Source organism: Pseudonocardia sp. NPDC049635, assembly GCF_040659795.1.
Taxonomy (GTDB): Bacteria; Actinomycetota; Actinomycetes; order Mycobacteriales; family Pseudonocardiaceae; genus Pseudonocardia.
Genome location: NZ_JBFAON010000046.1, coordinates 1 through 10,871, shown reverse-complemented (window position 1 = coordinate 10,871; position 10,871 = coordinate 1). Strand labels below are relative to the sequence as shown.

The 10,871-nt window shown below is 70.2% G+C and carries 10 protein-coding genes and 1 pseudogene; 7 read left to right on the top strand and 4 right to left on the bottom strand.

What is annotated here, in order from left to right:
- On the top strand, positions 1–279 hold a 279-nt coding region (locus AB0J24_RS28510; RefSeq protein ID WP_358686945.1), incomplete at its 5' end, for a transposase.
- A 136-nt stretch (positions 280–415) separates the two neighbouring features.
- Here the strand turns inward: AB0J24_RS28510 and AB0J24_RS28505 are convergent.
- Positions 416–1,375, bottom strand: coding sequence for an MBL fold metallo-hydrolase (locus AB0J24_RS28505; RefSeq protein WP_358686943.1), 960 nt, complete (start codon positions 1,373–1,375; stop codon positions 416–418).
- A gap of 161 nt (positions 1,376–1,536) precedes the next feature.
- Here AB0J24_RS28505 and AB0J24_RS28500 point away from each other — a divergent pair, with 161 nt between their 5' ends.
- Positions 1,537–2,013 carry an FAD-dependent oxidoreductase gene (locus tag AB0J24_RS28500; protein WP_358686948.1) on the top strand — a complete coding sequence of 159 codons (477 nt, stop codon included), beginning with the start codon at positions 1,537–1,539 and terminating at the stop codon, positions 2,011–2,013.
- Between the two features lie 562 nt (positions 2,014–2,575).
- On the opposite strand, the pseudogene AB0J24_RS28495 reads toward AB0J24_RS28500, so the two are convergent.
- A pseudogene (locus AB0J24_RS28495) lies at positions 2,576–3,403 on the bottom strand (DUF222 domain-containing protein); the annotation flags it as partial.
- Between the two features lie 457 nt (positions 3,404–3,860).
- A complete protein-coding gene (locus AB0J24_RS28490) occupies positions 3,861–4,793 on the bottom strand; it encodes an SDR family NAD(P)-dependent oxidoreductase (protein ID WP_358686942.1) in 933 nt (310 codons plus the stop codon).
- A 190-nt stretch (positions 4,794–4,983) separates the two neighbouring features.
- Between AB0J24_RS28490 and AB0J24_RS28485 the strand changes: the two genes are divergently transcribed.
- On the top strand, positions 4,984–6,012 hold the full coding sequence (locus AB0J24_RS28485; protein WP_358686941.1) for a helix-turn-helix transcriptional regulator: 1,029 nt from the start codon (positions 4,984–4,986) through the stop codon (positions 6,010–6,012).
- Here AB0J24_RS28485 and AB0J24_RS28480 read toward each other — a convergent pair.
- Entirely contained in the window at positions 5,958–6,635 is a 678-nt protein-coding gene (locus tag AB0J24_RS28480) for an SRPBCC family protein (RefSeq protein WP_358686940.1), read from the bottom strand. The genes AB0J24_RS28485 and AB0J24_RS28480 overlap by 55 nt on opposite strands.
- Positions 6,636–7,565: 930 nt before the next feature.
- On the opposite strand from AB0J24_RS28480, the gene AB0J24_RS28475 reads away from it, so the two are divergent.
- From AB0J24_RS28475 to AB0J24_RS28460, 4 genes are all read left to right on the top strand, one after another.
- On the top strand, positions 7,566–8,237 hold the full coding sequence (locus AB0J24_RS28475; RefSeq protein ID WP_358686939.1) for a tyrosine-type recombinase/integrase: 672 nt from the start codon (positions 7,566–7,568) through the stop codon (positions 8,235–8,237).
- A 509-nt stretch (positions 8,238–8,746) separates the two neighbouring features.
- A complete protein-coding gene (locus AB0J24_RS28470; RefSeq protein WP_358686936.1) occupies positions 8,747–9,520 on the top strand; it encodes an SDR family oxidoreductase in 774 nt (257 codons plus the stop codon).
- A 312-nt stretch (positions 9,521–9,832) separates the two neighbouring features.
- The gene (locus AB0J24_RS28465) at positions 9,833–10,024 is read left to right on the top strand and encodes a helix-turn-helix domain-containing protein (protein WP_358686946.1); all 192 of its coding nucleotides are present in this window, start codon (positions 9,833–9,835) and stop codon (positions 10,022–10,024) included.
- 57 nt (positions 10,025–10,081) lie between these two features.
- Entirely contained in the window at positions 10,082–10,405 is a 324-nt protein-coding gene (locus AB0J24_RS28460; RefSeq protein WP_358686935.1) for a hypothetical protein, read from the top strand.
- Positions 10,406–10,871: the final 466 nt, after the last annotated feature.

Genomic DNA, 10,871 nt, shown 5'->3' with positions numbered 1-10,871 from the left:
GGCCACCTGCCCTCGAAACGGTTCGGCGCGAACCAGGCCTGGCTGATCCTGCAGACCCTGGCCCACAACCTCGGCCGCTGGAGTGCCCGACTCGCCGGACTCGCCGCGACCCCACGCCAGACGATCAAGACCCTGCGACGCCGCTACCTCACCGTCGCCGCCCGCCTGACCCGCCACGCCCGCCGCTACCGGCTGCGACTACCCATGCACTGGCCCTGGACCACCGCACTCCTGCACGGTCTTCAGCTCCTGCGCGCCCTGCCCGGACCGGCCGGCTGAGCACCCCGCCGCCACTGACCACCCACAACCCTGAGGACCCGGAAACCCAGTCCCAGGCACGCCCATGCCCAACACCCCACCCGAAGATCAACAAAGAGAACGAGAACAACCGCCACAGGGAGCGGTGGATTCAGGCTCAGGCCTGCAGCTGGGCCCAGACCTCCTGGTCGCGCTCCGCGGTCCAGATGATCGGACGCTCGATGCCCGACAGCTCGTCCCACACGCGCGAGACGTCGAAGGGCAGGCAGTGCTCGAAGATCGGCCAGTGTCCGTAGTCGTCCACCAGTGCGGCGTGGGTGGCCTCGAAGGCCTCCTTCAGCGAACCGCCACGCTCCTGCACGGTGCCGACCTCACGCAGCATGACCTGCAGGAACCCGCGGGTCTGCTCGATCGCGGCGTCGACCTCCGCGCTGCCGCGGCTGACCGCTCCGCGCCCGCCGACGAGCTGCTCGGCACCGAGCGCCTTCACACTGTCGAGCGTGCTGGACGCCCAGTCGCGGTGGAAGGCGTCGCCGGTGTAGAGCGCGGCCTGGGCCTCGACGAGGTCGCCCGCGAAGAGGATCTTCCGCCGGGGCAGCCAGGCGGTGATGTCGCCCTCGGTGTGCCCGCGCCCGTGATACCGCAGCACGAGGTCGCCGCGGTCGCCTCCGAGATCGATCGTGAGCCGGTCGGCGAAGGTGAGGGTCGGCCAGGTCAGGCCGGGCACCGAGTCGGCGGCTTCGGCCAGCCGCGGCATCCGGGCGAACTCGGACTCCCAGTCCTGCTTGCCGCGCTCGGCCACGAGGTCGCGGGTGATCTCGTGCGAGACGATCGTCTGCGCGTCGAAGGCGCTCGCGCCCAGGACCCGGACCGCGTGGTAGTGGCTCAGTACCAGGTAGCGCACCGGTTTGTCGGTGTGCTCGCGCAGCTTCGCCAGCCACTTCTGCGCGGCGACGGGGGTGGCGAGGGCCTCGAAGCACACGAGGAAGTCCTCGCCCTCGATCGCGCCGATGTTGGGGTCACCCTCGGCGGTCAGGGCGTAGACGCCGTCGGCGAGCACTTCGAGGGTCTGCTCCTTCGCAACGGTCTCGGCTGACGAGGCGAACGGCTTGGCCATGAGGCGGTCCTTCCACGGTCGATGCAGGGCATGGGCCCGTGAAGCGGGCGAGAGCTCTGCGGCAGAGCGGGGGACGGGCGCGGGACGGACACCAGGCGCCTCCTCCCACCGTCGGGAGCTTCGTCAGAAGGTCGACGACCGTCTGGTCAAAGCCTTGATGAATAGCACCGTACGCACGTTCGTCGGCGCCAGCGGTCGGCACTACCCCGCCGACCTGGTCCTCCTCGGCGTCGGGGTGCGTCCCTGCGACGACCTTCGCCCGGGAGGCCGGCCTGGCCGCCGCGAACGGGATCGTGGTCGACGAGCACCTGCGGACGTCGGACCCGTCGATCTTCGCGGTCGGTGACTGCGCCCGCTTCCCCCTCGGACCCGATGGTGTCCTGCAGCGCTTCGAAGCCGTGCAGAACGCCACTGACCAGGGCACGACCGGCTGCCCGGTCTGCGCACCGGCGAGCGCCGCTCCGAGGAATGGTTCGTACGGTGTCGCGTCCCTGGAGAAGGGCAAGCCCGGGTACTGCGTCGACACCCGCACACTGCTGACCTGGTTCCCCGGCAGTCGGCGCGACGGCCGTGCACGCGTCCGCCCCGGTGAGCCCACGGCCTCCGGTGGAGCTGCGGTCCGCCGCGCCGCCCGGTGAACTCACGGACCGGCACGGCTGGTGTAGGCGTGCCCGGTGGGGTGGTGGTGCGGACGGTGTGCGGTTCCTGGCCGAGCCCGTCGTGGACGGTCTCGACCCGCCAGCCGGGGACCTCGCGGACCCGGTTGCCGCGCACACACACCGCGCGCCCATTGGTGAGGCTGGTGGGCCCACCGGCGCGGGCGGGAACGATGTGGTCGATGTGGCGGGCCGGTGCGTCGCAGTACGGGTCCCGGCAGCGGTCGCCGTCGCGGATCCGGACCAGCGCGGCGAGAACCCCGTCGAAGCAGCGCCGCCGCGGGTCGGCGCCGATCAGGGGCCCGCCGGCGGGGCGGGTGAACAACCGCCTCCACCATGACTTCCCGCCGGTCGCACCGAGGATGTCGCGGGCGATGCGGGCGGGCACCGGCCCGTGGCCGACGATCTCCGCGACGGTGGGGCCGTCGGGGTCGACGAGGGCGTCGACCGGCAGCACGATCCCGACCTCGACGTTCACATCGGCGGCGGTGGCCTGCCCGGTGAGGCGCTCGACGAGGGTGTCGGCCATGACCTGACACCGGTTGCGCGCCGGCCCGGCGCGGCCGGCCGATCCGCTACCGGGTGGCTCACCGCCGGGGGCCGTGCTACCGGTGGTCGCGGTGTCGGCGGCCTTGCGCAGGCTCGCCAGACACGCCACGGCCTGCTCCACCGGCAGCAGTGCACTGAGGACGGCCATCGTGTCCGGCGCGGGGCGCAGTGTCACCCGCCGGTCGGCACGCGCGGTGCGACCGCGGGCGGTGTAACCGGCGGGGTCGGCCTGATAGGCCAGGCGCTTCGCGGTCGCGGCGGCCTCCCGGGCGCCGAGATCCTCGATCCCGGCCGCAACGATCCGGGTGTCGACCTCGCGACGCCGCTGCGGGTCGAGGTGGCGGGTCTCGGACACGACCCGCTCGGCCGTGTCCTCGGAGATCGCTGCGCCCCGTAGCAGGGCCCGCGTGCCCGGCAGATCGCAGTGCAGGGCTCTGGCGGTGGTCAACCGCCGTGACCCCGCATACGGCGAGATCCGGCATGCGAGGGCGACCTGGTCGGCGACACCGCGACCGACCGCGGCCGGATCGAGGGCACCGGTAGCGATCTGGAACTCCACCTGGGCACGGGCGAACGCGACGATCTCGGCGTGTTGTGCCGCGGCGACCACGGCACGAAGACGTTCGAGCAGGGCGATCCGATCGATGTGGACGGCGGACTCGGCCCGCAAGCCCTCGGCCGCACCGGCCGACGCGGCGGGACCGGCTTCGACATCGGCTCCGACCTCGGGGCCGGGTTCGGCCAGCGCGGTCAGCCGGTCGAGGATCGCCGTGAGGTCCGCGCTGATCGCGTCCCCCTGACGACTCGCCGATTTCGACCACATGTTCGAACAATAGCCTTTCGCCAGGAAAAACACCAGAGCGTTCACCGACCCGAACCGTCACCCGGTGATCCACCGAAGCGGTGCGCGGGTAACAGCCGGAGTTCCGCTTCCTTCTCCCGCCACTCCCTGGGAGGCCCGGAACATGGCTTCGATCCGAACGGTCCGTGCCGCGTAGACGCCCGGCCCGGGTACGGGCCCGCCATCGTCGTCGGCGGCATCCGACGGTGATCCAGGGCGTTCCGCTCTCGACCGGCCGCGCCCTCGACCAGGCGATGCACGCCCTACCGCGACATCACCGCGCGTCGCTCCGTCGCCGGATCGCCCGTCGCGGCGCCCTGTTCCTGGACACGACGATCAACAAGCCGGCGCTCGACCCCGCCCTGCCGTGGTGGTGGCGCCGCAGTGGTGGGCACCGCGTCATCGGTGCAGCTCGCCGCCTCGCGGGCGGGTTCGAGGTTCAGCCGGATCGGTGTGCGGCGTCCGCGTCACCGCCGATGTTGCGGGCCGCGTCCTCCAGCCAAGCCCAGAGCTCCTCCTCCCGGCCCACGTCGTAGGACTCCTTCGAGGACGGGGCGACGTGGGTGCGGTGGATGTAGGACCCGGTGGGCGCCGCGGTGACGCCGAGCACGGCGTCGGCCAGCTTGCGGCCCGCGGCGGACGGGGTGTCGACCAGCGGGGTGAGCGCGAGGGCCGGGACCACGTACCGCATCAGCACGTCGGAGACACCTCCGGCGTCGCGGGCCAGGCCGGTGCCGATGACCAGGCTCGGGTTGTACGCCACGATGTCGACCCCGGCGGGCAGCCTGCGGGCCCACTCGTGGACCAGGTGGATGCCGCCGAGCTTGCTGGTGGCGTAGGCCCGCCGGCCCGCCCGGACCGTGCTGGGCCGCGGGTAGGCGCCGGGCCGGAACAGCACATCCGGCGTGGTCCAGCCGGTGGACGGGAAGGTGCCCGCGGTGTGCCGGAGATCCCCGAAGTGGGCATCGCTCACAGTGACGACGACCCGCGCGGGCGCGTGCAGGTGCGGATGCAGCCTGCGCAGCAACAGATGGGTCGCCAGCACGTTGACGGCGAACGTCGTCTCGTAACCGTCGACGGTGGTGTGGACCGCGCTGTCGAGGTGCACTCCGGCGTTGAACACCATTGCCCTCAGCGGCGGCAGCCCGCCCTCGTCGAGCAGATCCTCCACCAGGGACGCGGCGGAGTCGATGCTCGCGGTACTCGCCAGATCGACGTCGATGGTGGAGACGTGCGGGGTGAGAGCCTGCAGCCGAGGGAGCACCTGCGCGGCGGATTCGGTCCGGCCGAGGACGAGCAGGTGGGCGTCCGGGGTTCGCCGCAACAGCTCCTCGGCGGCGGCGAGGCCGATGCCGCGGGTCGCGCCGGTCATGGCGATCGTTCGCGTGGGGGTGGGCACTGGGGTCCTCCGTCTGGGTCGGTGACGGCTCCGCGGGTGATCCGGTGGGCCCGCGACCGTCGGGACCGACTCTGCGGGCCGGCAGGCAGACGGATAAGGCCCCGGTGAGCCTGGTCCCGGCAGGACCACCCTCCAGCACGGAGGCGGCGGGCAGACTGGTGCGGTGCGGACTGCGGGAAGTGCTGATCTCGGGAGCTATCTCCGTCGCCGGCGGGCCATGATGGCCCCACCGGCCGGTGCGGACGGATCCCGGCACTCCCGTCGCCGGGTGCCGGGGCTGCGCCGCCAGGAGCTGGCGGAGATCTCGTCGATCTCCGTCGAGTACTACACACGGCTCGAACAGGGCCGGGCGCCACGCCCCTCCCGCGACGTCCTCGCCGCCCTCGCGCGGGCCTTCGGGCTCACCGCCGTCGAGCGCGACCACCTGTTCCGGCTCGCGGGAGAGTTGCCGCCCTCGCCGTCCGCACCGTCCGACGCGGTCCGCCCGGGGCTGGCGCGCCTGATGGAGAACCTCGCTTCGACCGTTCCGATGACGGTGCACGACGGCCGGCTCGACGTGGTGGCCGTCAACGCCGCCGCCGGGGAGATGTTCGGCTCGGTGATCGGGGACGGGCACTACGGCCGCAACATCGTGCACCGGGCCTTCACCTCGCCGGCCTTCACCGAGGTCCTCGACGACGACGGGATGGACCACCTGCTCCGGGTGGCCGCGGCGGAGCTGCGCGCCGCACTGGCCCGCTACCCCGACGACCCCTATCTTCTCGGTGTGCTCCAGGACCTGACAGGCCGCAGTCCCGGGTTCCGGGAGCGTTGGGGACACGGAGAGGTGGGGGTGTGGCGGTCGGCGTTCAAGCGCATCCGGCACCCGGACCGTGGCTGGCTGGACGTCGACACCGAGATGCTCCATGACCCGGAACGCGACCATTGGGTGATGCTCTACACGGTGCGGGCCGGTCCGCTCGACGACGAGTGTGTCGCCCGCAGGGCCTCCGAGAACCCGCCTGGTCACGTCGCTTCCGACCGGAGGCTTGTCCGACCTGATCAGGCGCCGCCGGTCATGAGGGTCTGGACCGCAGCGACGAGCTCAGCGACGCGACGGGGACGGGGGCGGCTCTCGCACAGGGAGCCGCCGTCGTCTCAGCTCGGCGTTGACCGGTCCGCCTCGACCGACGCGTCGGCGGTGGGCAGGTAGAACGCGGTGGTGGCCTCGACCGCGGCCGCAACCTGGTCCGGTTTCCCGCCGGCGGCCAGGTGGGCCTCACCCCAGGCGACGGCGCTGCGGCGGCTGAACTCGCGTCCGGCGGGTGACACCTGGAACCGGTCGTGGTCGAGCGTCGCGCCGTCGCCGAGGAAGCCGGCGAGGGCGAGGAGGTGCAGATCCCAGCCGACACCGCCGGCGCCGGGGCCGAAGGTGGGAAACATGGGCTCGCCGACGGCCGCGGAATGAATCAGCTCGAACTCGGTGTCACCGGCCGAGCCAGGAGACAGGCGCATCTCGACCTCGCTCGTGCCGGGCCACTCGTCGGCCTCGGGCCCGAACATCCAGGAGACCCGCAACAGGCGCGGCGGGTCGCAACGCAGGATCTCACCGTGCTCACCACCGTCCAGCTCGAACGCCCCGCCGGGGCGCAGGTCGCCGGTGACCGGCTTCATCCAGCGGCTCAGTCGCTCCGGGTCGGTGATGGCGTCCCACACGTCGTCGAGGCGCGCGTCGTAGCGACGCCGCAGCTCGATGGTGTAGGCCTCACCGGCGGGTAGCGTCGCCGTGCCCATCCTCCGGCGGGCGGCAGCCAGTTCGTCGAGTACGTCCTTCACCGTCGTGTTCCCTTCGCTGATGAATCGGGTTCGTCCGCGTCGAGGCGCTGATCCCGCAGCCGGCGGAAGCGGCCCCACCACGCGTCGACCCCTGAGACAGCCCGAACTCGGCCCGTATCACCTCTGTGACCGCGCCCGCGATCTGTTCACTTCGACCAGCAGCTCCCGGACGCGCCTAGTCGACGGGAACGTCGAACGCATGCACGAGCGCCGACTCTAATAGGATGAATTTATATAAGTCAAGGACGATACTCTTGAGATCTCGACCGCTCCGGTGGACGTCGAAGGTCGCACCGGACGACCCGCTCAGCCGTTCGAGCTTGCGGTCGGAACGCGGCAGCCACTGCGTGAGGGTGCCCGCCGGATGCTGGCCGAGGCACTGCAGGCCGAGGTCGACGTGAGGAGATCGCTACCCCGCCGCACTCCCCTGATCTCCGAGTGGTGTCGGGTTCGGACGGAGCCCGGCCGCCGGAGGCATCACAGACGACCACCAGCCTTGTTGGCTCGCACTTCACGCAGTGGCAGGCTTGGCCGATGGAGATCGTCGGAGTGGATCCGCGAGATCAGCGCTGGGAGTGCGACCGGCCCCGGTACCGCGTCTACTTCTACGAGGGGACCGCCTCCGACGAGTACGAGGTCCGTGGGGCCGACGATGTCCACGCGGTCATCAGATGGGCGGAGAACGACAGCGCCGGGCGTCCGTACGTGCTCTACGTAGGTGTCGATCAGGACGGCCTCGGACTGCTGAGACTTGCGGGACGAGACCCCAATGACGTTCCGGGCCCGTCGGACGCCGTCACGCCTGTGTGGTTCGCCTCCGACTCGGGGGATGGTCGGCCGCCTCGGTCGCAGGGGGCCGGATAGCCGGCCCCGCGCCGCCGCCAGGCGGCGCCTTGATCAAGTGTCGAGGCACCGAAGCTCGCCGAGGCCGTGAACCCGCGCGTCGTGCTCAACCACGGTCAGGCACGCACTCTGTTCGCGGCTGTTCGGCAACTGCGCTCAGGCCCGCCGCTCGTCGCGTTCTTCGCGGTCATGTACTACGCCGCTCTGCGTCCCGGCGAGGCCGTGGATCTTCGCAAGGAGGCGTTGGCCCTGCCGGAGTCCGGGTGGGGCGAGCTGTACCTGAGCACGTCGGCTCCGGCTGCTGGTCGGTCGTGGAGCGAGCCCGGGACCCGTCGTGAGCCTCGCCAGCTCAAACCCCGCAGTGTGGACGAGGTGCGGGTGGTACCGAGCCCACCGGAGCTGACCGCGATCCTGCGCGAGCACCTGGCCGACCACGGCACCACATCGGACGGTCGCCTGTACCGCGGAGCGCGTGGCGGTGCCCTGTCCGAGAGTCACTACGGGCGTCTGTGGGCCACTGCCCGACTGACCGCGCTTTCGCCGGAGGAGGCCACCTCGCCGCTCGCCCACCGTCCGTACGACCTCCGGCACGCTGCGGTGTCGACGTGGCTCAACGGCGGTGTGCCGGCCACCCAGGTCGCCCAGTGGGCCGGGCACAGCGTCAACGTCCTGCTGCGGGTCTACGCCAAGTGCATCGCCGGTCAGGACGACGCTCTGCGCCGCCGGGTCGAGCAGGCTCTCCGCGACGGCCGTTCATGATCGCGTCCGTGATGCGTCCGTGAACACCCGTAGAAACCCGGTCACAGCCGGACGGACCCGGACAACGAAAAAGACCCCCGTTCTCAGCGTTTCCGCTGGTCGGGGGTCTCTTTCACCTGCTGTGGCTGGTCCAGGATTCGAACCTGGGAAGGCTACGCCGACGGATTTACAGAGAGCTGCCAAACCGGTCCTGACCTGCGGCGCGAGTACGGACCACCTATCCGCGTCCGCGTATCGTCCGTGAGTCGCACCGGCGGGGGCCTTCTCCCCCACATGCCCGGCCTGCTGGTGATCTCCTCGCGGCGCGGGTTCACCCCTGCCAGGCCGGGGAGTGGGGTGCAGGGCACGGGGTCCAGCCTTGCACCCCACTCCGCGGTCTGGCTGCCGTCTCGGCGCGCCGTGAGGAGGTCACCAGCCCTGCCGCACTCCCCTGATCTCCGAGCGGTGTCGGGTTCGGGCGGAGCCCGAGGGTCCTGGGCTTCTGCCCCACGCATCGGGAAGATGGCTGCATGGTTCGGTCGCATGTAGTCACCGGCGCCGGCCGTGGGGTCGGGCGCACCATCGCCGAGAAGCTGTTGGCCGATGGCGATGCCGTTGTCGTCCTGGAACGCGACCCGGCAGGCGCGACATGGCCCGAGGCTCACCCGGCCGGCCCTCGGATCGCCGTCGCGACCGGCAGCGCCGACGATCCGACGACCACTGAGCACGCCGCCGACCTCGCTCAGCAGATGGGCGAACTAACGGGCTGGGTCAACAACGCTGCGATCTTCCGTGACGCCGATCTGCACACCACAGCCCCCGAGGACCTCGTCGCGCTCATCAGCGCCAACCTCGCCCCGGTGCTGGTGGGCTCGGCGACTGCGGTACGCCGCTTCCGGGAACGGGAGACCGCCGGCTCGATCGTGAACGTATCGAGCCACCAGGCTCAGCGCGCTGTGCGAGGCGCCCTCCCCTACGCCACGGCGAAGGCGGCGATCGAGGGCTTCACCCGCGCCGCTGCCGTCGACTACGGGGCAGATCGGATCCGGGTCAACGCCGTTGCCCTGGGTTCCATCTCGACAGACCGTTATGAGGAGCTGCTCGACCGTCAGGACCCGGCTGCCGCGGACTTGACGCGTCGGCAGATGGCGGAGATCCATCCGCTGGGGCGTGTCGGCCGCGCCGACGAGGTCGCGGACACCGTTGCCTACCTGCTGTCGTCTGCGGCCAGCTTCATCAGCGGCGTGGTCCTGCCCGTCGACGGCGGACGAGCTGCTCGTGGCCAGGACCCGGAAGCACGCTGACGAATCACCTCACGGATCGGCGCTCCGTCGTGGCCCGGGGCCGGGTAGCCGAGTCCCGGCGCCGCGAACGGGCCGGAGGTGTAGTGAGCGAGCGACGGGGCCGGCGTGGCCGGCCCCGCGCCGCCGGGGGGGGGGGCGGGTATCTCAAGAGGGGGGGTAGGCGGAAAGCGGGGGGGGGTGGAATGGGTGTCCCGGCTGATGCTTGACGTTCCGGTCTCACCTGATGCTTGACGTTTGGGCCTGATCGGCTTTCCTGTCCGCTGTCCGTGCTGGTCAGCGGGTGGTGGGAGGCCGGGATTGGCCCTGGTGGACATGACCGTGGTCGAGCAGCGCTACCGCGCCGTGCTGGCCGTCGAGCAAGGCGAACCGCGCTACCAGGTCGCGGCTCAGTTCGGCGTCTCGCGCCAGACCCTGCACACCTGGATCACCCGCTACCGGATTGGCGGACACGTGGACCGACGGCTCGGTCGCTTAACGAAACAGGTCACATTTACGCAGCATTAGAGCATGGTTAGCGGTTCGGCGATACGCGCACGAAGGTTCAAGGGATATCATGCAGCCATGACCGAGATTCAGGTACTGAATGTGGGCCAGTTGGTCAAGTACACACCGCCGCGCGACCTAGATGTTCCCTTGTACCCAGATCACCCTGGGAAAATCGAGGATGTGATGCCCAACTATTACTGGATCTCATGGGTGGGGCGAGAGCGGACGGTCGCCAATCAAAGCGTGTACGAGTACGGATTCGTGACGCAGGTTGACGAGGAGGAGTATTCGGCGCTCGCGAACATGGTGCGCGAACTCGACGCCGCACACGGTCAGCCTGAGCCCTCCGAAGAACAGATTGAGTGGGCGCGCCGACGTAAGGACTGGAAGAACATCTAGTGCCGCACCTTGGGGACAGCGCGCCAATGACAGAGGGCGACCCACAATTGTGAAAGCGTGCGGTGTCGCAGTGTGCACTATCTGACTCAATTGCAAGATGACCTATAGTAGCGTCGGGATCGGAAAATATGTCACGCGCGCGACTCAACAGACGGGTCCTGCACCTCGCCGCGAAGAGCATTCAGGCGTAGTGAACCCAGTTTCCCGCCCTCTGCATACATCATTGCCAATTAGGTCCATCGCGAACACGCAGTTCCGCAGTATGCGGTTTACGAGGCGGCAGACCTGCCCGTCACCGACGATACTGAGTACCGACACTTGAGCGAGAAAATCCGACAGTTCGACGCGGAACTCGGTGCCCCACCCTCTGCTGTCAACGGATCCTGAAAATTGACCCCCGTGGGGTCCGGGGATTTTGACCCCCCGAGTGGTCTGTCAGTCCTGGTTGCTGCGTTGCTTGGCGAGG

Coding starts and splice junctions, on each gene's coding strand:
- AB0J24_RS28465 (WP_358686946.1), top strand. CDS start 9,833: ATGACCGTGGTCGAGCAGCGCTACCGCGCCGTGCTGGCCGTCGAGCAA.
- AB0J24_RS28470 (WP_358686936.1), top strand. CDS start 8,747: ATGGTTCGGTCGCATGTAGTCACCGGCGCCGGCCGTGGGGTCGGGCGC.
- AB0J24_RS28490 (WP_358686942.1), bottom strand. CDS start 4,793: ATGACCGGCGCGACCCGCGGCATCGGCCTCGCCGCCGCCGAGGAGCTG.
- AB0J24_RS28505 (WP_358686943.1), bottom strand. CDS start 1,375: ATGGCCAAGCCGTTCGCCTCGTCAGCCGAGACCGTTGCGAAGGAGCAG.
- AB0J24_RS28460 (WP_358686935.1), top strand. CDS start 10,082: ATGACCGAGATTCAGGTACTGAATGTGGGCCAGTTGGTCAAGTACACA.